This is a genomic window from Sorangiineae bacterium MSr11367 (genome assembly GCA_037157805.1).
Classification (GTDB): Bacteria; Myxococcota_A; Polyangia; order Polyangiales; family Polyangiaceae; genus Pendulispora; species Pendulispora rubella.
The window spans coordinates 5000180-5024669 of the sequence record CP089983.1; the positions used below are offsets into that span (position 1 = coordinate 5000180).

At 68.3% G+C, this 24490-nt stretch carries 1 protein-coding gene (only partly in view); it reads right to left on the bottom strand.

The genetic code is table 11. The features are described from left to right. Positions 1-24416 carry the 5' portion of an SDR family NAD(P)-dependent oxidoreductase gene (locus LVJ94_19615; protein WXB09427.1) on the bottom strand. Its footprint begins 9211 nt before the window's first position, so only the first 24416 of its 33627 coding nucleotides appear in the window; its start codon is at positions 24414-24416; its stop codon lies off the left edge, out of view. Between the last annotated feature and the right edge of the window lie 74 nt (positions 24417-24490).

Genomic DNA, 24490 nt, shown 5'->3' on the forward strand with positions numbered 1-24490 from the left:
TTGGCTTCACGCGGGCTGATGCCGAAGAAGGCCGCGTCGAAACGGTCGACCTCGGGGAGCATGGCCGCTTCCCGGACGTAGGTCTTGCCCGTGGCATCGGGATCGGGATCGTAGAACGCGTCGACGCTCCATCGGTTCTCCGGCACCGGGCGGACGGCGTCGCCGCCTTGCGCGAGGAATTCCCAGAAGCGTTCCGCGTCCTCGCCCGCCGCGGGCAGGCGCAGCGAAAGGCCCACGATCGCGATCGGCTCGTCGTTGGCGACGCGCACGGGAGCGTGCGATGCGCCGCCCGCCTCGGCGCCGGGTTTGCCGAGGGCGGCGGAGAGGGATTCGCGCAGGAAGATGCCAACGTGTTCGGGCGACGGATAATCGAAGGCCACCGTCGACGGCACACGGACGCCCGTGACCTTCTGGAGTCGATTGCGAAGATCGACCGCCATGAGGGAGTCGAGGCCCAGGTCGAAGAACCCCTTGTGGGCCTCGATCCGAGAAGCGTGGGCGTGGCCCAGAACCGCCGCCGTCTCGGTGAGCACGAGGGAGGTCAGCTGCCGCAAGCGGTCGGCCTCGGAGAGATGCCGGAGCGTCTCCGCGAGCGCGCCCCCTTGGGTGCGGGCGGCCTCCGGGATGGCTTCGAGAGCAGCCTTTGCCTCCACGAGCTCATCGAGCAAGGGCCGGGGGCGAGCGGCGGCAAAGGTGGGCGCGAAGCGAGCCCAATCGACCTCGGCGACGGTGAGATTCGTCTCGTCGTCCTCGAGCGCTTGCGCGAGGGCGGCGATGCCAAGCGTCGGAGCCAGCGGCAACACGCCGCGTTTTCGCAGCTCGATGTCGCCCTCGGCGGTGAGCATGCCGCCGCCCGCCCATCCGCCCCATGCGATGGACGTCGCGTGAAGTCTGCCGTCCCGCCGCTGCTCGGCGAGGGCATCCAGGAAAGCATTGGCGGCGCCGTAGCCACCCTGTCCTCCGCTGCCCCAGACGCCGGAGTTCGACGAAAAGAGCACGAAGGCATCAAGGTCCTGGTTTCCGAGGAGCGCATGCAGGTTCTCTGCGCTGTCCGCCTTGACGGAGAGGACCTCGGCGACCTCGGCGAGCGTCATCACGGCGAGGGGTGTGTGCTGGTTCTGGCCGCTGGCATGCACGACGGCATTCACCGCCGAACCTTGCGCTTCGAGTCGCTGCAGTAGCTGCTGGAGCGCGTTGCGGTCGGCCACGTCGCAGGCGGCCACGGTGACCCGAGCGCCCAGCGTCGTGAGCTCTGCGGACAGGGCGGAAGCCCCTGGCGCATCAGGGCCTCGGCGGCTCGTGAGCACCACGTGTTCGGCGCCGTTCTGCGCGAGCCACCGAGCGACGTGCCCCCCGAGGGCGCCGGTGCCGCCCGTGACGAGGACCGTACCTCGCGGCGTGTACGCAGGCTTCGCCGGAGCTTGGCCCCGCGAAGCGCGGACCAGGCGTCGGACGTAAAGGCCCGAGGCACGGATCGCGAGCTGGTCTTCGCCCTTTCGCGTCGCGAGCGCCGCGAACAAGCGGCCCAACGCATGCGATTCGAGCGCGTCGCTGGGAAGATCGACGAGACCACCCCAGCGCTCCGGATGCTCGAGGCCGACGATGCGCCCCATGCCCCATGTCATGGCCTGGACGGGACTCGTGAGCCGATCAGAGCGTCCGATCGAGACGGCGCCGCGGGTCAGCAGCCACAGGGGCGCGTCGATGCGTGCGTCACCCAAGGCCTGCACGAGCGAGAGCAAAAGCGCGAGCCCGGACGGCACGCTCGGATGCGCCGCGAGCTTGGCCTCGTCGAGCGCGACGAGCGAGAGCACGCCTCGCAACGATCCCTGAGCCAGGTCCCGAAGCCGGCCCTCGAGGTGCGCTCGCTCGGCATCGGCCGTGGTCACGCCGAGCGTGACGACGTTGGCTCCATGTGCGTGGAGCGCTCGGATCAGGGGGTCGACGTACGCGTCTTCGGCGTGGCTTTCGGGGAGGACGAGCAGCCAGGTGCCCGACAGGTCGGCGAGCGGAGCACCGCTGGCGACGGGCTTCCAGAGGACGCGGTAGCGGACGCGCTCGAGCGCGCTTTGCTCCTTCTGCGTTCGCCGGAAGCCCGAGAGCACGGGAAGCAACTTCGCCAGAACGGCCCGGTCCTCGTCGCCCGCGACCCCCAGCGTATGACCGAGCGAATCCACATCGGCGCGCTCGATGGCCTGCCAGAAGACGTTCTCCTGCGTCGTGAGGACCGACGCATCCCCGCTCGACGTCTCGGCGGCATCGATCCAGAACCGCTCACGCTGGAAGGCATACGTGGGCAGCTGGACGCGTCGAGGCCGAAGGGGCGCGAAGAACGCCTTCCAATCGAGGGACTCCGACGCGGTGTGCAGAGCGCCGAGGGCGGAGATGAAGGCGTCGACGTCGGGTCGGTCTTTTCGGAGAGCGGCGACGAAGGTGGCGCCGGGATCGGTCGAGAGGGTGTCGTGTGCGAGGGCGGTGAGGACACCATGGGGTCCAAGCTCGAGGAAGGTGCGTGCGCCCTCGGCGTGAAGGGTCTGCAGGCCATCGAGGAAGCGGACGGCCTGCCGGACGTGGCGTACCCAATAGTCGGGCGAGGCAAGCTCGGAGTATTCGGCGATGCGGCCGGTGACGTTGGAGACGATGGGGATGGTGGGCGGATGGAACGAGATGCTCTTGGCCGTCTTCTCGAAGGCGTCGAGCATGCCGTCCATGTGGTGGGAGTGGAAGGCGTGGCTGACGCGTAGGCGCGAGGTCTTGCGGCCGAGGGCCTGGAAGTGGGACTCGACGTCGAGGACGGCGTCGAGGTCGCCACTGATGACGGTGGACGCTGGGCCATTGACGGCGGCGATGGAGAGTCCTTGCCGAGACGCGAGCAAGGGGAGCACGTCATCCTCGGAAGCCTGGACGGTGAGCATGGCGCCACCCTGGGGCAACGCTTGCATGAGCCGCGCGCGGGCTGCGACGAGGGCGCACGCATCGGCAAGCGAGAGGACGCCTGCGACATGGGCCGCGACGAGCTCACCGATGGAGTGCCCGAGCAGGAGCTGAGCGTGGACACCCCACGACTCGAGGAGCCGATAAAGCGCGACCTCGAGGGCGAAGAGGGCGGGCTGTGCAAAGGCCGTCTGATCGAGGAGTGCGGCGTCGTCGGAGCCTTGGGAGGCAAAGAGGACGGCGAGCAAAGGGCGCTCGAGGAGCGCATCGAAATGCGCCGCTACAGCATCGAGGGCCGTTCGGAATACCGGGAAGGCGTCATAGAGCGGCCTTCCCATCGCGAGCCGCTGGCTACCCTGTCCAGTGAAGAGGACCGCGAGCTTGCCCCCGCCGGCATAGTGTCCAACGACCGTTTCCGAGGTCGGGTTTCCTCGAGCCAGCGCGTCGAGCGCCGCCGCCAGTTGGTCGCGATCGTGGGCGACGAGCGCAGCGCGGTGCTCGAAATGCGAGCGCGTGGTGGCGAGCGACGAGGCGACATCGAGAAGCTCCAGGTCGAGATGGCTCTCGAGGTGCTCACGCAATCGCGCCGCCTGATCGCGCAGCGCAGCCTCGGTCTTGGCCGAAAGGAGCACCGGCAGCGCCTCAAACGGAAGCGCCGCCCTTTCCTCGGCATCGTCGGGCGCCGTCGCCGGCGCCTCCTCGAGGATGACGTGCGCGTTGGTGCCCGAGAACCCGAACGACGACACACCCGCGCGCCGCGGACTTCCGTCTTCGTGCCGCGGCCAGGGCCGCATCGTGTCGACGACATGCAGCGGCAGCGCGTCCCATTCGATGAACGCGTTGCGCGGCGTCGTATGAAGCGACGCGGTCAACGTCTCGTGCTGCAGCGAAAGAACCATTTTGGCAACGCCGGCGAGCCCGGCGGCCGGCTCGAGGTGCCCGATGTTGGTCTTCACCGTCCCGATGAGCAGCGGCTGCTCGGGGCTTCTTCCCTCGCCATACACGGCGGCCAGCGCTTGAACCTCGATGGGATCGCCCAGCGACGTCCCCGTCCCGTGGCACTCGACGAAGTCGACGTCGGATGCTGCGAGACCTGCGTCGTGAAGCGCCGCACGAAGAACCTTCTGCTGCGAGCTTCCGTTCGGCGCGGTGATCCCGCTCGACGCACCGTCGTGGTTGATGGCACTTCCGCGGATGAGGGCGAGCACCTCATGCTCGCGCGCCCTCGCATCCTGGAGCCGCTCGAGCGCGAGCACGACGACACCTTCTCCGCGCCCGTAGCCGTCGGCATTGTCCGAGAAGGCCTTGCAGCGCCCATCCGGCGAGAGCGCGCGCGAGCGCGACATCACGATGAACGCCTCGGCCGAAATCAGGACATTGGCACTTGCAGCCAGGGCCAGATCGCATTCGCCACGGCGCAACGCTTGGCAAGCCAGGTGCAGCGCAACGAGGGACGAGGAGCAAGCGGTATCCACCGAGAGCGCGGGGCCCTGCACGCCGAGCGTGAAGGCGAGTCGCCCCGCCGCGAAGGACGAGTGCGTCCCCTGGAGCGCGTAGGTCTCGGTTTCTTCCGCGCTGTCGCGTCGCGACGTGTAGTCGCTCGCCCCGACGCCGACGAAGATGCCCGTGGACGAATCCTTGAGCGACGCAGGGACGATCCCCGCGTTCTCGAGGGCTTGCCAGCTCGTCTCGAGCAACAGGCGATGCTGCGGGTCGACGTGCTTGGCCTCACGGGGGCTGATGGCGAAGAACGCCGCGTCGAAGAGATCGATCTCCGGGAGCAACGCCGCGTCCCGGACGTACGTCTTGCCCGTGGCGCTCGGATCGGGATCGTAGAGCGCGTTGGTGTTCCACCGGCTGTCGGGCACCGGGCCGACGGCATCACCACCTCGCAGCAGAAATTCCCAGAAGTGGTCCGCGTCGCTCGCATCTTTCGGAAGGCGGAGCGACAGGCCGACGATCGCGACGGGTTCGTCGCTGGCGACGTGCTCGAGCGATATTCCCTTGGCGGCGGCGCCTTCAGCCGTGCCCAGCATGGGCGCGAGAGACTCACGCAAGAAGCTCGCGATCCGCTGCGGCGAGGGGTAGTCGAACGTCACCGTCGACGGCACCTTGAGCCCCGTGACCTTCTGCAGTCGATTGCGAAGGTCGACGGCCATCAACGAATCGAGGCCCAGGTCGAAGAACCCTTTGTGGTTCTCGATTCGAGACGGATCGGTGTGGCCGAGGACCGCCGCCGTTTCGGTGAGCACGAGGGAAACCAGATGCCGCAGGCGATCGCCTTCGGACAGATGCCGAAGCTTCTCGGTAAGCTCGGTCCCTTGCCGGCCCGAGGTCTCCGTCGAGGCTTCGAGCGCGCGCTGCACCTCCGGTAGCTCGTGGAACAGAGGACGCGGCCGGGCCGCCGCAAAAGTCGGAGCGAAACGAGCCCAATCCATTTGGGCCACGGCGAGGTTCGTCTCGTCGTCCGCGAGCGTCTGCCCGAGTGCGGCGAGGGCGAGTTCCGGACGGATCGGCAGGACACCTCGCTTGCGCAGCCCGGCGTCACCGTCTCGCCCGTCGGCCCATGCGCCCCATGCGATGGACGTCGCGCAAAGGCCGTGATGCCGTCGCTGTTCGGCGAGCGCAGCGAGGAACGTATCCGCTGCGCCGTACGCGCCTTGCTGACCGCTGCCCCAGACGGCCGCGATCGAGGAGAAGAGGACGAACGCGTCGAGGGGCCTGTCCCCGAGCAGTGCATGCAGGTTCTGCGCACCGAGCACCTTGGCCGAGAGGACCTCGGCGACCTCGGTGACCGTCATCCCGTCGAGCGGCGTCTGTTGGCTGATGCCGCTCGCGTGCACAACGGCATTCACCGCCGAGCCTTGCGCTTCGAGCTGCACAAGCAGCGCCTCGAGCGCGTCCCGATCGGTCACATCGCAGGCTGCGAGGGTGACCCGAGCGCCCAGCGCCGTGAGCTCGGCAGAAAGGGCGGATGCGCCTGGCGCGTCTGGGCCTCGGCGGCTCGCGAGCACGACGTGCTCGGCGCCGTTTTGCGCGAGCCAGCGCGCAGCATGTCCGCCGAGCGTGCCGGTGCCACCGGTGACGAGGACCGTACCTTGCGGCGCGTACCCGGGCTTCGCCGATGCCGCGCTCCTCGGAGCGCGCACGAGGCGCCGGGCATAGAGGCCCGCGGGGCGCAGCGCGAGCTGATCTTCACCCTTGCGCTCGGCGACCGCCGCGAACAAGCGAGCCAGCCCACTGGACTCGAGCGCGTCGCTGGGAAGATCGACGAGACCACCCCAGCGCTCCGGATGCTCGAGGCCGACGATGCGTCCCATGCCCCACGTCATGGCCTGGACGGGACTCGTGAGCGGATCGGAGCGCCCGATCGAGACGGCACCGCGGGTCAGGAGCCATAGCGGCGCATCGACGCCCGCGTCGCCGAGGGCCTGCACCACGGCGAGCGTGAGCGCGAGTCCCGCGGGCACGCCGGGATGCTCCGGCAGGAGCCCTTCGTCGAGGGCCGAAAGCGAGAGGACACCGCGCAGGGACGTGCCTTCCGGGCAGACTTCGCGCACCCGTTGTGCGAGGACGTTGCGGTCCATGTCGCCGGACGTGGTGCGCAGCCACTGCACGCCGGCCCCATGCTCGGCGAAGCCCCGGGCCAGGACGTCGGGCAAGGCGTCTTGCGACGCCTCGGGGACGATGAAGAGCCACCTGCCCGTGAGATCCGGTTTGGAGCTGCCAATCGCCAGCGGCGGGAGGGGCTTGAAGACGACGCGGTACCGCCAGCCGTCGACGGTACTCCGTTCCTGACGTCGCGTGCGCCACGCCGAGAGCGCGGGCAAAAGGGAGGCGAGGGCCTGGCGATCGCCCTCGACGTCGAGCGTGTCCGTGAGCGCGTCGAGATCGCCTCGCTCGACGGCGCTCCAGAACTCCGCGTCCTCGGCATCGACGGGAGAACCGACGGCGTCGTTGGCCTCCGATGCGTCGAGCCAGAGGCGCTCGCCCTGGAAGGGATACGTGGGGAGATCCGTGCGACGAGGTTCGAAGGGCTGAAAGAACGCGTTCCAGTCGAGTTGGTGCCCTCGGGTATGCAGCTCGGCGAGCGAGAGAAGGAGGCGTGCGAACCCGCCTTCGTCGCGTCGAAGGGAGCCTACGACGGCGCCGCCTCGTTCATGCTGTTCGAGCGTCTCGTTCAGCGGGACCGCGAGAACGGGATGCGGGCTGACCTCGACGAAGAAGCGATGATCGCCATCGAGGAGGGCAAGGGTCGTGTCATGAAAGCGGACGGGCTGACGGAGATTCCGGTACCAATACGCGGCATCGAGCTCGGTGCCCTCGAGCCGTGAAGCCGTTACGGTGGAGAACAGTGCGAGGTTCGCCGCGCGCGGAGTGAGGCCCTCGAGCTGGGCCAAGAGCTCATCGTGGACGGCGTCGATGGCGTCGCAATGCGAGGCGTAATCGACCCGCACCTTTCGCGCGAAGACCTTGGCGGCCTCGAGATCGCGCAACACCTGATCGATGGCGTCGGGATCTCCGGCAACGACGGTGGACCTGGGGCTGTTCGCGACGGCGACGGCCAGCCTTGGCCCGAAGGGTTCGAGGTACTTCCGCAGGTCGTTTTCGCCGAGTTCGACGGCCGCCATGGCGCCCTTGCCGGCAAGGCGCGTGAGCGCGCGGCTCCTCAAGGTGACGATCTTGGCCGCATCGTCGAGCGACAGCGCACCGGCGACATGGGCGGCGGCAATCTCGCCCTGACTATGCCCGACGACGGCGCTGGGCACGACGCCGAGGGAACGCCAGAGCGCCGCGAGGGCGACCATGACCGCAAAGAGCGTGGGCTGGACGACGTCGACGCGGTCGAGGGCGGGACCCTCGCCGCGGAGAACCGCGCGGAGCGACCAATCGACGTAGGGAGCGAAGGCGCGCTCGCACGCGTCGATCTGGTCGCGGAAGACGTGGGAGGTCTCGAGCAGGGGCAGGGCCATGCCGACCCACTGCGAGCCCTGACCTGGAAAGACGAAGACGACCTTGCCGTCGATGGCGCGTGTCCCCGAGACGGCGTTGGCCGCGCTTTCATCCCGAGCGAGCGCGTCGAGGGCATCGAGGAGCTGCTCGCGGTCCGTGGAAACGATGGCGGCGCGGTGATCGAAATGGGCGCGGGAAGTCGCAAGAGAAAACGCCAGATCGAGGATCTCGGTCTCGGGGTGCGCGGCGAGGTGCTCGCGCAGTCGGGTGGCCTGGGCGCGAAGTGCGAAGTCGGACTTGGCCGACAGGAGCAGCGGCAGGGCGGAAGGGCTCGCCTCTGCGGAACGGGACTCGCCGGCCGGCGAAGGGGCTTGCTCGAGGATGACGTGGGCGTTGGTGCCGGAGATGCCGAACGAAGAGACGGCGGCGCGGCGAGGTCGCCCATTGGAAGGCCAAGGGAGGGCCTCGGTCAAAAGGCGGACGGTGCCCGGAGACCAATCGATGTGGGGAGAAGGCTCCTTGACATGGAGCGTCTTGGGCAAGAGGCCGTGCTGGAGGGCGAGGACCATCTTGATGACGCCGCCGACACCGGCGGCCGCCTGGGCATGCCCGATATTGGACTTGAGGCTGCCGAGCCAGAGGGGCTGCTCGGGAGAATGGTCCTGGCCGTAGGTGGCGAGGATGGCGTGAGCTTCGATGGGATCGCCGAGTGTGGTGCCAGTACCGTGGGCCTCGACGGCATCGACATCGCGGGGAGCGAGATGCGCGCTTTGGAGGGCCTGCCGGATGACGCGCTCCTGGGCGGGGCCGCTCGGCGCGGTGATGCCCTGGCTCCTGCCGTCCTGGTTGATGGCCGAGCCGCGGAGTACGGCGAGGACGGGGTGGCCATTTCGCGTGGCATCGTCGAGCCGTTCGAGCAGGAGCAGCCCGACGCCCTCCGCCCAACCGGCTCCATCGGCGTCGGACGAGAAGGACTTGCAACGGCCATTGGTCGCCATGCCGCGCTGCCGGCTGAACACGACGAACGGCATGGGCGTCGCCATGATGGTGGCTCCGCCCGCGAGCGCGAGCGAGCACTCCCCATGGCGCAGCGCTTGGGCGGCGAGGTGAATGGCCACGAGCGAGGAGCTGCAGGCGGTGTCGATGCTGATCGCGGGGCCTTCGAGGCCAAGGGTGTAGGCGATGCGGCCGGAGGCGAGGCTGGCGAGGTTGTCGATGCCGACGTAGGCCTCGAGATCGTCCGGCACGTTGCGAATGCCGTAGTCGTTGTCGACGATGCCTACGAAGACGCCCGTGGGCGAGCCATGCAACGTGGTGGGATCGATGCCGGCGCGTTCGAGGGTCTCCCATGCGACCTCGAGGAGAACGCGCTGCTGCGGATCGGTGGCGAGAGCTTCGCGAGGACTGATGCCGAAGAAGTCGTGATCGAACCGGTCGGCGTCGTCGAGGAAGCCTCCTTCGCGGGCGTAGCTCTTACCGACGGCCTCGGGATCGGGATCGTAGAGCGCATCGATGTTCCATCCCCGGTTGTCGGGGAACGAGACGACGACATCGCGGCCGTGGACCAGAAGCTGCCAGAACTCGTCGGGGGAACGTACGCCACCCGGAAAGCGGCAACCCAACGCGACGATGGCAATGGAGGCATCCTCCGACGCGGCGGCCGGCACGATGGCCCGCGTGGTGGGCGCCTCGGCATCCGTGCCAAGGAGCTGGGCGGAGAGAAAGCGCACGAGCGCATCGAGCGTCGGATGATTGAAGAGCAGCGTCGCCTGAAGCCGCAATCCCGCCATGACCGCGAGGCGGTTGCGAAGCTCGACGGCCATGAGCGAGTCGAGGCCGAGCTCCTTGAGGGGGCGCTGAGGCTCGATGCTGCTGGGGGACGCAACTCCGAGGACGGTGGCGACTTCTGCCCGGACGAGGTCGAGCAGGATGCGAGCGCGATCGTCGGCCGGGAGTGCGCGAAGCCGCTGCGCGAGCGAGGAAGAGACCGTGTTGGTGGCGAGAGGCTTGGCGGCGCGAGCTCGGACGAGGCCTCGAAGCAACGCCGGTACATCGGGACGAGCGCGGAGTGCGGCGGCGTCGAAACGGGCGGCGACGAGCGCGGCGTCGGGGCGAGCGAGGGCGGCATCGAAGCGTGCGAGGCCGTCCTCCGTGGACATGGCGCGGAAGCCGGTGCGCGCGATGCGGGAAAGGTCGGCGGCCGAAAGATGAGCGGTCAGACTGCTCTTCTCGGCCCAATACCCCCAATCGAGCGCGATGGCGGGGAGGCCACGCGCACGGCGATGGTGAGCGAGTGCGTCGAGGAAGGCGTTGGCGGCGGCGTAGTTGGCCTGGCCCGCGCCGCCGAGGACGCCGGAGATGGAGGAGAAGAGGACGAAGGCGGAGAGATCGAGGTGCTGGGTGAGCTCGTGCAGGTGGAGCGCGGCGTCGAGCTTGGAGCGCAAGACCGAGTGCAAGCGCTCGGGGGTCAGTGCGGTGAGCAGACCATCGTCGAGGGCACCCGCGGCATGCACCACGGCCGTGAGGGGGTGCTCGGCGGGGATGGACGCGAAGAGTGCTTCGAGCGCAACCCGGTCGGCGACGTCGCAGGCGGTGAGGGTGACGCGTGCGCCCTTGGCCTCGAGATCGCGTTTCAGGTCGAGGGCGCCCGGAGCGAGAGCGCCTTGGCGCGAGGTGAGAAGCAGGTGGGAGACGCGATGCGTATCGACCAAATGATGCGCGAGGCGTTTGCCCAGGGTGCCGGTGCCGCCGGTGATGAGCACCGTCCCTTCGCCACCGAGAGGCCTCGGCATTGTAAGAACGAATTTGCCGATTTGACGAGGCTGCCCGAAGGCGCGGAAGGCCTGCGGCGCACGGCGAATGTCCCACGCGGTCACCGGCGGTAGACGGAGGACGCCACGCTCGAACAGGGCGACGAGCTCCCGGAGCATTCGCTGGATCTGGTCGGGATCCATATAAACGAGATCGAAGGCCTCGTAGACGACACCCGGATGCGCCGCAGCGACCGCCTTGGGATCGCGGATATCGATCTTGCCCATCTCGACGAAGCGACCACCGCGCGGCAGGAGGCGCAGCGACGCATCGATGAAATCGTCTTTGAGGCAATTGAGGACCACATCGACGCCGCGGCCCTGGGTCCCACGGAGGAAGTGCTCTTCGAAGTCGAGTGAGCGCGAAGACGCGATGTGGTCCGCCTCGATGCCAACCTCGCGCAGGCTTGCCCACTTGGCCGGACTGGCCGTCGCAAAGATCTCGGCGCCGAGGCACCGCGCAAGTTGGACGGCCGCCGTTCCCACGCCACCGGCGGCGGCATGCACGAGCACCCGCTCTCCGGGCTGGAGCTTCGCCTGCTCGACGAGGCCGTAGTAGGCCGTCAGGTAGGCGACGGGAACGGAGGCGGCTTGGAGGAACGACCAGCCCGCGGGGATCCGAATGACCCACCGTTGGTCCGCCACGGCGAGCGGTCCAAACGAAGCGGCGAAGCCGCCCATCACCCGGTCGCCGGGGGCGAGATCGTTCACGCCCGGCCCGACTTCCGTGATGACGCCGGCGCCCTCGGTACCGAGCGGCCCCACGTCCCGCGGGAGCATCCCGAGCGCGTCGAGGACGTCGCGGAAGTTGAGACCGGCGGCGTGAATGGCGATGCGCACGTGGCCCGGAGGGAGAGGGGCCGTGGCGTCGGGATGCGGAGCGAACGTGAGGCTTTCGAGGTCCCCCTTGTTCGCAATGTGGAGGCGCCAGGCCGTCTCGGCCGGGACGATGCGCGCTCCGTCCGGAAGGGAGCGTGCGAGCCTCGGAACGAACCGACGGCCCTCGCGAAGTGCAAGTTGAGGCTCGTCGATCGCGAGTGCCGAACGGATCGCATCGTGCGAGGCGGTGGTGTCGTCGATGTCGACCAGAGTGATGCTGCGGTCGGAATTTTCAGCCTGCGCGGAGCGCACGAGCCCCCAGATCGGAGCGTGGGAGAGATCGAGGACGTCTTCATCGACGTGCGTGGCCATGGCGCGCTTGGTGAGGACGACGAGGCGGCAGGCGCCCAAGCGCTCCTCGGCGAGCCAGGCTTGCAGGAAGGCGAGCGCGTTGGCCGTGGCTTCGTGGGCGTCGGCGATGCGCTGCTCGGTCGTTCGGGCGCCGTTCGGGCGTGTCGTCTGCGCGAAGACGACGACGTCCGGCGCGCCGTCTCCGAGGTTCGCGAGATCGGCGACGGCTTCGACCTGGACCCAGCGTGATGGCGCGCTCGGCGATGCATCGAGGGGCAGCTCCGTCCAATCGACGCGCAGGAGCGCATCGTCTTGGTGAGCCCCTGCGCCGCGCAGCTGCTCCGGGGACACGGAGCGCGTGACGAGCGCTTCCACCGAAGCCACGGGCTCGCCCGTGACGTCGGCGACCACCAACGAAACGGTGCTCTCGTCCTTGCGTTCCAGACGCACCCTCAGGTTCGAGGCGCCGACGGCCCGCAGTGCGATGCCGGTCCACGAGAACGGCAGCCTGATCTCGGTTGCCCGGTGCGCGTCGTCGAGGCCCATCGTATGGAGCGCGGCATCGAACAGCGCCGGATGGAGGCCGAACCGGGCCGCATCGCTCGCCGCACCCTCGGGCAGCCGAACCTCCGCGAAGACCGCGTCGCCGCGCTTCCACGCTGCGGCGAGCCCACGGAAATCCGGGCCATAGGCGAGTCTTGCGTCCGCGAGGCGCTCGTAGAAACCGTCGAGCGCGAGCGGCGTGGCGCCCGGCGGTGGCCAGGTGCGCATGTCGACAGCCGCCGTACCCGGGCCTGCGGGGCCGAGAACGCCCGTGGCGTGGGTGGCCCAGGCTGCGTCGCTCGGAGCGTCTTCGGGGCGGCTGTAGAACGTGATCGGTCGCCGGCCGGTCTCGTCGGGCGTACCGACGGAGAGCTGCAGAAGGACGGCCCCTTGGGCAGGCAGCGTGAGCGCGCTCTCGAGCGTGAGCTCGTCGACGCGATCGAGGCCCACGCGATGGGCCGCGGCAAAGGCAAGTTCGACGAACGCCGTGCCAGGCAAAAGGACGGTGTCGAAAACGGCGTGGCCCGCGAGCCACGGGTGCTCGCCGAGCGACAAGCGCCCCGTGAAAAGGAAGCCGTCCTGATCGGCCAACGCAACGGTCGCACCGAGCAGCGGATGGTTGGCCGAGGCGAGCCCCGCGGAGGCGACATCCGCCCTCGCGGAGGTGGACTCGTCCAGCCAGAACCGCTGGCCTTGAAACGCGTACGTAGGAAGCTCGACCCGGCGAGCCCCGAACGGCTCGAAGAAGGCTTTCCAGTCGAGCGGGAGCCCGTGCGTGTAAAGTTCGCCGAGAGAAAGCAGGATGCGATCGATCCCGCCTTCGTCCTGCCAGAGCGAGCCGACGACGGCCGAAGGTTGCTCCTCGGCTTCGAGCGTCTCCGTCAAAGGCAACGTCAGCACCGGATGGGGACTGATCTCGACGAAGAAGCGGTGCGAATCCGCGAGAAGTGCCCGGGTCGCGTCGGCGAAGTGAACGGTCTTGCGAAGATTGTCGAACCAGTAATCGGGCGTGAGCGCGGTCCCGTCGATCTTCTTCCCCATCACGGTGGAGTAGAAGGCGACGCGTTCGGCTCTGGGCTGGATCCCAGCGAGATCGGCCAGAAGCTCATCGCGCATCTGGGCCACCTCTTTGCAGTGGGAGGCCACATCGACGCGCAGCTTGAGGGCGAAGACCTGCTCGTGTTCGAGCTGACGAAGGAGGGCGTCGATGGCCTCGGGCTCACCCGCCACGGTGGTCGCGTGCGGGCTGTTGACCGCGGCGATGGCGAGCCTGTCCCCAAAGGGTTCGAGGTAACGTTGGACGTGGCTCTCCCCGAGCTCGATGGCGGCCATGGCGCCGAGGCCGGCGAGTCGCGCGAACGCGCGGCTCCTCAAGGTGACAATCTTGGCCGCATCGTCGAGCGACAGCGCACCGGCGACATGGGCGGCGGCAATCTCGCCCTGACTATGCCCGACGACGGCGCTGGGCACGACGCCGAGGGAACGCCAGAGCGCCGCAAGGGAGACCATGACCGCGAAGAGCGTGGGCTGGACGACGTCGATGCGGTCGAGGGACGGCCCCTCGCCACGAAGAACCGCGAGGAGCGACCAATCGACGTAGGGAGCGAAGGCGCGCTCGCACGCGTCGATCTGGTCGCGGAAGACGTGGGAGGTCTCGAGCAGGGGCAGGGCCATGCCGACCCACTGCGAGCCCTGACCTGGAAAGACGAAGACGACCTTGCCGTCGATGGCGCGTGTCCCCGAGACGGCGTTGGCCGCGCCCTCATCGCGAGCGAGCGCATCGAGGGTATCGAGGAGCTCATGGCGCTCTGTCGAAACGATGGCGGCGCGGTGATCGAAATGGGCGCGGGAAGTCGCAAGAGAAAAGGCCAGATCGAGGATCTCGGTCTCGGGGTGTGCGGCGAGGTGCTCGCGCAGTCGGGTGGCCTGGGCGCGAAGTGCGGTGTCGGATTTGGCCGACAGGAGCAGCGGCAGGGCGGAAGGACTCGCGGCTGCGGCACGGGACTCCCCAGCCGAAGCAGGAGCTTGCTCGAGGATGACGTGGGCGTTGGTGCCCGAGATGCCGAACGAGGAGACGGCGGCGCGTCGAGGACGCCCATGGGAAGGCCAAGGGAGGGCCTCGGTCAAAAGGCGGACGGTACCAGGAGACCAATCGATGTGGGGAGAAGGCTCTTTGACGTGGAGCGTCTTGGGCAAGAGGCCATGCTGGAGGGCGAGGACCATCTTGATGACGCCGCCGACACCGGCGGCCGCCTGGGCATGCCCGATATTGGACTTGAGGCTGCCGAGCCAGAGGGGCTGCTCGGAAGAATGGTCCTGGCCGTAGGTGGCGAGGATGGCGTGAGCTTCGATGGGATCGCCGAGTGTGGTGCCTGTACCGTGAGCCTCGACGGCATCGACATCGCGGGGAGCGAGATGCGCGTTTTGGAGTGCCTCGCGGATGACGCGCTCCTGGGCGGGGCCGCTCGGTGCGGTGATGCCCTGGCTCCTGCCATCTTGGTTGATGGCCGACCCGCGAAGGACGGCGAGGACGGGGTGGCCATTTCGCGTGGCGTCTTCGAGCCGCTCGAGCAGGAGCATCCCGGCGCCCTCCGCCCAGCCTGCGCCGTTCGCATCCGCGGAAAACGCCTTGCAACGCCCATCGGGCGCCATGCCCCGCTGCGGGCTGAACACGATGAACGGTGAGGGCGTCGCCATGACCGCGACACCGCCGGCGAGGGTCAGCGAGCACTCGCCGTTGCGCAACGCTTGGGCGGCGAGGTGAATGGCCACGAGCGAGGAGCTGCAGGCGGTGTCGATGCTGATCGCGGGGCCTTCGAGGCCAAGGGTGTAGGCGATGCGGCCGGAGGCGAGGCTGGCGAGGTTGTCGATGCCGACGTAAGCCTCGAGATCGGCGGGCACATGGCGAGCTCCGTAGTCATTGTCGATGACACCGACGAAAACGCCCGTGCGCGACCCGTGCAGGGTGCCGGGATCGATGCCGGCGCGTTCGAGGGTCTCCCATGCAACCTCGAGCAGAACGCGTTGTTGCGGATCGGTGGCGAGAGCTTCGCGAGGACTGATGCCGAAGAAGTCGTGATCGAACCAATCGGCGTCGTCGAGGAAGCCTCCTTCGCGGGCGTAGCTCTTACCGACGGCCTCGGGGTCGGGATCGTAGAGCGCATCGACGTTCCATCCCCGGTTGTCGGGGAACGAGACGACGGCGTCGCGCGCCTCGACCAGGAGGTGCCACAGGTCGTCGGGGGATCGTACGCCGCCCGGAAAGCGGCAACCCATGGCGACGATGGCAATCGGGTCGTCGCTTGCAGGGGCCGTGGCGATGGTTGGCACGGCTGCCGGGGTGTCGACACCAAGGAGCTGGGCGGAGAGAAAGCGCACGAGCGCATCGAGCGTCGGATGGTCGAAGAGCAGCGTCGCTTGGAGTCGCAACCCCGCTGCGGCGGCGAGGCGATTGCGAAGCTCGACGGCCATGAGCGAATCGAGGCCGAGCTCCTTGAGGGGCCGCTGAGGCTCGATGCTGCTGGGGGACGCAATGCCGAGAACTGTGGCGACTTCTGCCCGGACGAGGTCGAGCAGGATGCGAGCGCGATCGTCGGCCGAAAGTGCGCGAAGGCGCTGCGCGAGCGAGGAAGAGACCGTGTTGGTGGCGAGAGGCTTGGCGGCGCGGGCTCGGACGAGGCCTCGAAGCAACGCCGGTACATCGGGACGAGCGCGGAGTGCGGCGGCGTCGAAACGGGCGGCGACGAGCGTGGCGTCGGGGCGAGCGAGGGCGGCATCGAAGCGTGCGAGGCCGTCCTCCGTGGACATGGCGCGGAAGCCGGTGCGCGCGATGCGGGAAAGGTCGGCGGCCGAAAGATGAGCGGTCAGACTGCTCTTCTCGGCCCAATACCCCCAATCGAGCGCGATGGCGGGGAGGCCACGCGCACGGCGATGGTGAGCGAGTGCGTCGAGGAAGGCGTTGGCGGCGGCGTAGTTGGCCTGGCCCGCGCCGCCGAGGACGCCGGAGATGGAGGAGAAGAGGACGAAGGCGGAGAGATCGAGGTGCTGGGTGAGCTCGTGCAGGTGGAGCGCGGCGTCGAGCTTGGAGCGCAAGACCGAGTGCAAGCGCTCGGGGGTCAGGGCGGTGAGCAGACCATCGTCGAGGGCACCCGCGGCATGCACCACGGCCGTGAGGGGGTGCTCGGCGGGGATGGACGCGAAGAGCGCTTCGAGCGCAACCCGGTCGGCGACGTCGCACGCGGCGAGGGTGACATGGGCGCCCTTGGCCTCGAGATCGCGTTTCAGATCGAGGGCGCCCGGTGCGAGAGCGCCTTGGCGCGAGGTGAGAAGCAGATGCGAGACGCGATGCGTATCGACCAAATGATGCGCGAGGCGTTTGCCCAGGGTGCCGGTGCCGCCGGTGATGAGCACCGTCCCTTCGCCACCGAGGGGCCTCGGCAGCGTGAGAACGAACTTCCCGACGTGATGGGCTTGCGCAAGGGCGCGGAAGGCCTGGGGTGCACGTCGCATGTCCCACGCCGTGACCGGAGGCGGCCGAAGGACGCCGCGCTCGAAGAGGGCCACCAGCTCCGTGAGCATCTGCTGGATGCGCACGGGGCCGGCATCCACGAGATCGAAGGCTTGGTAGGCGACACCGGGATGCTGGGTCGCGACCACGCCCGGCTCGCGGATATCAATCTTGCCCATCTCGATGAATCGTCCACCGCGGGGCAGGAGGCGAAGGGACGCGTCGACGAACTCGCCCTTGAGGCAGTCGAGAACGACGTCCACCCCGCGGCTTTGCGTGGCCCGGAGAAAGTCGGTCTCGAAGTCGAGCGAGCGCGAAGACGCGATGTGCTCCGAGTCGATGCCGGCATCGCGCAGGCTCGGCCACTTGGCCGGGCTGGCCGTCGCAAAGATCTCGGCGCCAAGGCTTTGCGCCACTTGGACAGCGGCCGTTCCCACGCCGCCCGCCGCAGCGTGCACGAGCACCCGCTCTTGGGCCTGGAGTTGCGCGAGTTCGACGAGGCCGTAGTAGGCGGTGAGAAAGATGACCGGGACGGAGGCGGCTTGCAGAAACGACCAGCCCGCGGGGATCCGGATGATGGTGCGGTGATCGGCGACGGCGACGGGCCCAAACGCAGAGGAAAAGATGCCCATGATCCGATCGCCGGGGGCGAAGAGCCGGACGTCGGGGGCAACCTCGGTGACGATACCCGCGCCTTCGGTGCCGAGCGGCCCCACGTCCCTGGGGAGCATTCCGAGCGCGTCGAGGACATCACGAAAATTGAGCCCGGCGGCGTGAACGGCGATGCGGACCTGGCCAGGAAGGAGAGGCGCGGAGGCGTCGGGATGCGGAGCGAACGTGAGGCTCTCGAGGGTCCCCTTGCTCGGAATGTGGAGGCGCCAGGTCGTGTCGGCCGGTACGATGCGTGCCTCGTCCGGAACCGAGCGCGCAACCCGCGGAACGAACCGGCGGCCCTCGCGAAGTGCGAATTGAATCTCGTCGCCCTCGAGCGCGGAACGGAGGGCTTCGCGCGAGGCGGCGTCGTCGTCGATGTCGACGAGGACGATGCTGCGGTCGGGATTCTCGGTCTGCGCGGAGCGAACCAGCCCCCAAATGGGAGCATGGCAAAGATCGAGGACGTCTTCATCGACGAGCGTGGCGATGGCGCGCTCGGTGAGGACGACCAGTCGGCGCGAAGCAAGGCGCTCGTCGGCGAGCCAGGCTTGCAGGAAGGCGAGCGCGTTGGCCGTGGCTTCGTGGGCGTCGGCGATGCGCTGCTCGGTCGTTCGGGCGCCGTTCGGGCGTGTCGTTTGCGCGAACACGACCACGTCCGGCGCGTCATCTCCAAGGTTCGCGAGATCGGCGACGCCTTCGACGCCTTCAACTTGCATCCAGCGTGACGGCGCGCTGGGCGATGCATCGAGGGGCAGCTCCGTCCACTCGATGCGCAAGAGCGCATCGTCACGGTGGACGCCGGCGCCGCGCAACTGCTCCGGTGACACGGAGCGCGTGACGAGCCCTTCCACCGAGGCGACGGGCTCGCCCGTGGCATCGGCAACTGCCAGCGAAAGGGTGTTTCCATCGAGGCGTTCGAGGCGCACCCGCAGGCTTTCCGCGCCGAGGGCGCGCAACGCGATGCCCGTCCACGAGAACGGCAACACGATATCGGCCGCGCCATGAATGTCCTCGAGCCCGATCGCGTGCAGTGCGGCATCGAGCAGCGCAGGATGGAGACCAAAACGGTCGGCGTCCGCCGCGCCCACGGGAAGCCGAACCTCCGCGAAGATCGCGTCGCCCAGCTTCCAGGCGCCGGAGAGCCCCTGGAAATCGGGCCCGTACACGAGCCCCGCGGCGGCGAGTCGCGCGTAGAGCCCATCGAGCACGAGGGGCGTGGCACCCGCGGGAGGCCAGGCGCGAAGATCGAACGCCGGCGCAGGCTCGCCCGGTGTCGCAGGGGCGAGAATCCCCGTGGCGTGCGTCGTCCAGGGCGCGCCATTCGGAGCATCCTCGGATCGACTGTAAAGGGTGAGCGGTCGCCTCCCGGTGGCGTCGAACGCACCGACAGCGAGCTGCAGAAGGACGGCGGCTCCTTGGGGCAGCGCGAGCGCCGTCTGCAGGGTGAGCTCGTCGACGCGATCGAGCCCGACGCGGTGCGCGGCGGCGAGGGCAAGCTCGACGAACGCCGTGCCGGGCAAAATGACGGTGCCGAAAACGGCGTGGCCCGCGAGCCAGGGGTGCTCGCCGAGCGACAAGCGCCCCGTGAAGAGGAAGCTATCCTGGTCGGCCAACGCGACCGCCGCGCCCAGCAGCGGGTGCTCGGCGGAAGCCAACCCCGCGGAGGCGACATCCGTGTTTCGGGTGTGCGCGGCATCGAGCCAGAATCGTTCGCGCTGGAAGGCGTACGTGGGAAGCTCGACGCGGCGAGCGCGGAAGGGCCGGAAAAAGGCTTTCCAATCGAGCTCGTACCCGCGCGCGAAAAGCTCGGCGACGGAGAGAAGGAGCCGGCCGAAGTCGCCGTCGTCGCGACGAAGGGAGCCAATGGCGACCGGTGTGGCCTCGACCGGCGAGCTCTCGAGCGTCTGGTGGAGGGCGAGCGTGAGGACGGGATGCGGGCTGACTTCGACGAAGAAGTGATGCCCGCCCTCGAGCAGGGCGAGGCTCGCGTCGTGGAAGCGGACCGTCTGGCGCAGATTTCGGAACCAATAGGCCGCGTCGAGCTCGACGCCGCCGAGGGCCGAACCCGTGACCGTGGAGTACAGCGGAATGCTCGAAGCGCGCGGCGTTAGCCCCTCGAGCTGGGCCAAAAGCTCGTCGTGGACGGCATCGACGGCGGCGCAATGGGAGGCGTAATCGACGCGGACCTTTCGTGCGAAGACCTGCTCCTTTTCAAGGATGCCGAGCAGCCCATCGACCGCTCCAGGCTCGCCGGAGACCACGGCGGAGCGCGGGCTGTTGAGCGCCGCAATGGACAGCTTTTCCCCGAACGGCTCCAGATACGTCGAAAGGGCATCCACCCCGAGTTCGACGGCGGCCATGGCGCCCTTGCCGGCAAGGCGCATGAGCGCGCGGCTTCGCAAGGTGACGACTTTGGCGGCGTCTTCGAGGGACAGCGCACCGGCGACATAGGCGGCCGCGATCTCGCCCTGGCTATGGCCGACGACGGCATCGGGCTCGACGCCCAGGGAACGCCAGACGGCGCCGAGGGCGATCATGACGGCGAACAGCGCGGGTTGGACGACGTCGACGCGGTCGAGGGAGGGCCCCTCACCGCGAAGAACCGCGAGGAGCGACCAGTCGACGTACGGAGCGAAGGCGCGCTCGCACGCCTCGATCTGCTCGCGGAAGACCTGGGAGCTCTCGAGCAAGGGCAGGGCCATGCCGACCCACTGCGAGCCTTGCCCGGGAAAGACGAAGACGACCTTGCCATCGCCCGTACGAACGCCACGCGCCGCGCACTCCGGTGTCCGTCCCTGCGCGAGCGCGTCGAGACCGGCCATGAGCTCGGCCCGGTCCCGAACCACGAGTGCGGCCCGGTGATCGAAGTGAGACCGCGTGGTGGCGAGGGAAGCCGCGACGTCGACCAGCTCGAGCTCCGGGTGGGCCTCGAGGTGGGCATGCAGCCGCCGCGCCTGAGCAAAGAGCACGGCTTCGGCCTTGGCCGAAAGCAACATGGGAAGCGCTGCGGGCAAAGGCGAACGCGCAGGGGACTTCGAGCCCGCCGCGCCGGGAGCGGGGGCTTCCTCGAGGATGACGTGGGCGTTGGTGCCGGAGATGCCGAACGAAGACACTCCCGCACGACGCGGCACGTTCCATTCGGGCCAAGGCATCGCCGCACGCGGAACGGCGACCGCAACGTCTTGCCATGCGATCCGCGGGTTCAACTCTTCCGCATGGAGATGAGCGGGAATGCGCCCGTGCTGGAGGGCCAAAACGGCCTTCAGCAAGCCGGCGATGCCCGCGGCGTATTCGAGATGCCCGACATTGGTCTTCACCGACCCGAGGAGCACGGGCTCGCCGTCTTTCCGGTCACGGCCATAGACCGCGCTCAATGCCTCGACTTCGATCGGATCGCCGAGGGGCGTACCCGTGCCGTGCGCCTCGACGTAGCCCACGGACGCAGCCTCACAGCGTGCATCGGCGAGGGCGCTGTTCAGCAGCGCGACCTGGGAGCTTCCATTCGGCACGGTGAGGCCGCTGCTGGCGCCGTCGTGGTTCATCGCCGACCCACGAATGACCGCCCAAACGCGATCGCCGTCGGCAAGGGCCTGACGGAGACGTTTGAGAACCACGACCGCGCAGCCCTCGCCGCGTCCGTACCCGTCGGCGTTCGCCGAGAACGTCTTGCAGAGCCCATCGTCCGACAGCGCGTTGCTGTTCTTCAGCCACGCGAACGTGCCCGACGACAGAAGGAGCGATGCGCCACCGGCGAGGGCGATGCTGCATTCGCCCGAGCGCAAGCTCTGGCAAGCGAGATGAATCGCCACGAGCGACGAGGAGCACGCCGTATCGACCGCAAGGCACGGGCCTTGGAGCCCCAGCACGTGCGAGATGCGGCCTGCGGCGACACTCGGCGACGTTCCCAGCCCCGCGTGCGCGTCGGCCCCGACCGAGTCCGTCGCTTGCTGCCGTGCTGCTTCGTACTCGGACGGACCGATGCCGACGAAGAGTCCCGTTTTCGTCCCGGCCAGAGCCTCCGGCACGATGGCGGCGTTCTCCAGTGCCTCCCACGAGACCGCGAGCAAGAGGCGGTGGGTAGGATCGATGCGCAAGGCCTCCCGCGGCGAGACGCCGAAGAACGCGGCATCGAACTCGGTCACATCCGAGACGAACGATGCCCGCGTTCCCGCGAGCATGGCTCGGTCGGACTCGGACCATGCCGCCATCGCCATGCGATCGACCGGGAAGGGCGCAGCCGTCGCGCGGGCCTCCTCGAGCATGCTCCAGAAGCCGCCCGCATCTCGAACGCCGCCCGGCAATCGGCAGCCGACTCCCACGATCGCGATGGGATCATCGACGGAGGCGGCGGGGATTTCCACGGACGGCATCGGCTGCGCGTCTTCCGAGAGCGAGAACGCTTCGAGCACGAAGTTCGCAAGGCGGTCGACGTTCGGCCGCGAAAACGCGATGGTCTCCGAGACGGGCTGCTCCATGCGGTCGGACAGCCGTCGCGAAAGCGCGACCATTTGAACGGAGCGCAGGCCAAGCTCCATCAGGCCCGTGCGCTCTGCACGCATTTCGCTCACAGGCCTGCCGAGAACCTCCTCGAGCTCTTGAAGGACGAGGCGGCGTGCAATGCGGAGGCGGTCACCCTGCGACGTCGCCGAAAGGACCCGTCGCCAGCCGGACGACGCCTTCTCGGTCTCCTCGGAGGCCGCCTCGCCTGCGGGCCGTACGACGCGAAGCGAGGATGCAGCGGACAACCCGTCCCAATCGATGTCGATTCCCTGAGCGTGCAGCGCCCCGAGACCGGTCATGAGTCGAGGCCAAGAGCTCTCCTTGTTGCTCAAGGACGAAAGATGAACCGCATCCGTCTCGCCGAGGCACTGCGCGGCGAGGTTGGTGAGCGTGGCGCCCAGGCCGATCTCCACGTAGGCCGTGACACCACGCCGCGCGAGCGCCTCGATCGCAGCCGCGAAGTGGACTGGCGCGAGCATGTGGCGGACCCAGTACTCGGGCTCGAAGGACTCGATTTCCCGTCCGGGCTCCACCGTGCTGACGAACGCGATCTGCGGGGGATGATGCGGCACCGTCTCGGCCGCGCGACGAAGCGGCTCGGTGGCCGCCGACATGACCGGCGAGTGAAACGCGTAGGCCGTCGCAAGCGGCGTAGTTTTGATCCCCTGGGCCGTAAGATCCCGTGTGAGCGCTTCCAGCGAAGGTGTTTCGCCGGAGAGGACCAGGCTTTCCGGCGCATTGAACGACGAGATGACGACACGCCCCGCGTACTCCGCGAGGTATGGGCCAAGTCGCTCCGCGCTCGCTTGCACGGCGCACATCGATCCCGACGGAACATGATCGTGCATCGCCCGAGCGCGCCCCACGACCAACCGCAGGGCTTCGGGCAGCGACAAAACGCCCGCGACGTATGCCGCAGCGTGCTCTCCAAAGCTGTGGCCCACGACGGCGTTCGGGTGCACTCCCCACGCTCGCCACAGGTTCGCCAGCGACACTTGGAGCGCAAACAAAGAGACGTTGTTGAGGACGAGATCGCCCGTGTCTCGGAACAAGATGTCGAGGAGTGAGGTGCCGATCAGCGGATCGGCATGCCGCGCGCACTCTGCGAGGCTCGCGCGGAAGGTCGGGCTGGTCTCGAATAGCTCACGCCCCGCGTCGGCCAGATCGGAGCCCAGCCCCGTGAACAAAAAGGCTACGACCGGGCGCCTTTTGACGAGGCTGCGCGCACCGAGCAACGGAACTCCGCCGCGCGCGATCTTTCGAAGACCGTCCAACAACGTCTCCCGATCGTCTCCGACCAACGCCGCGCGGTGCGATCCCGAGGGCGGCTCGTGGACGATCGCGCGGACATCGGTCAGCGCCGGATTCTCCCGAGCCTCTGCGGCCAGGTCCAGACCCAGTTGCACCGCACCGGCGTGAAGCTCGACTTCGGTCCCTGCGGTCAGCGTCCAGAGCTTCGCCGGCCTCTTCGTCGAGGCCAATCGCTCCGCCTCTCGGCTGCCCTCGACCCACGCCGGCACAGCGGAAAAGGCGCTATTTCGGTGGCGATACCGGACATGGAAGCTATGCCGCGTGTAGGGGATGCCGCGTTCGTCGCCGAGCGCGGAAATCGCAGCTCGCAAATCGGCATCGAAGGCCTCCCGCTGCGCCGTAGGAACGACGGAGTAGAACGTCTCCGAGCGAATTTGCCAGGCCCAATGCCGCTCCAGCGTATCGTAATGAGTCTCCGACTCCTCGTGGATGGTAAGGCCTTGCGGCTTTAGAAACGAAAAGAACTGGTCGACGACATTCCGGTCGAAGGACGCCAGCATCGACGCGGCCCGCAGCCGGGACTCGAGGCCGACGTACTTGTTCAAGACCTCACCGGTTGCCCGGGCGAATTCGCTTCCCGTGTTCACGCCGGCGAACCACAGATCGACGTCCGCATCGGCTTTGAGCACGCGCCGGACTTCCGCCGAGGCTCGCCGCTCGTCGTTTACCCAGTGGAGTGCCCAAATGCTGATGAGATAATCCACCGACGCATCGGGCAGCGGCAGCTCTTCGAACCGACCGTCGCGAAACTCGACCCGATCGATTCCCGATGCGCGGTGCTGCGCCAAAAGGCGCATCTGCTCGGCGGGCTCGATTCCGACGAACGTCGCGGACGATGGCGCGCGACCTCGAAGGTGGTGGATGGCAAGGCCCGTCCCGCATCCAACATCGACGATGAGACGATGCTTGGGGAGGAGAACGATGCGTTCATAGGCTTGCCGAGCCAGCTCGCCCCAGAACGATGTCTCGTTGGACTCTCCGTCGTATTTGTCCGCAATCGCCGAATAGCTCGTCGCCGTAGTGTTCGAAGTCATTGTCTTGGAAACTTTCAGAAGCGCGAAGGCAAGCGGGAACGTTGCCGAGTCCGACGGGCGCGGCGAGCCTTGGA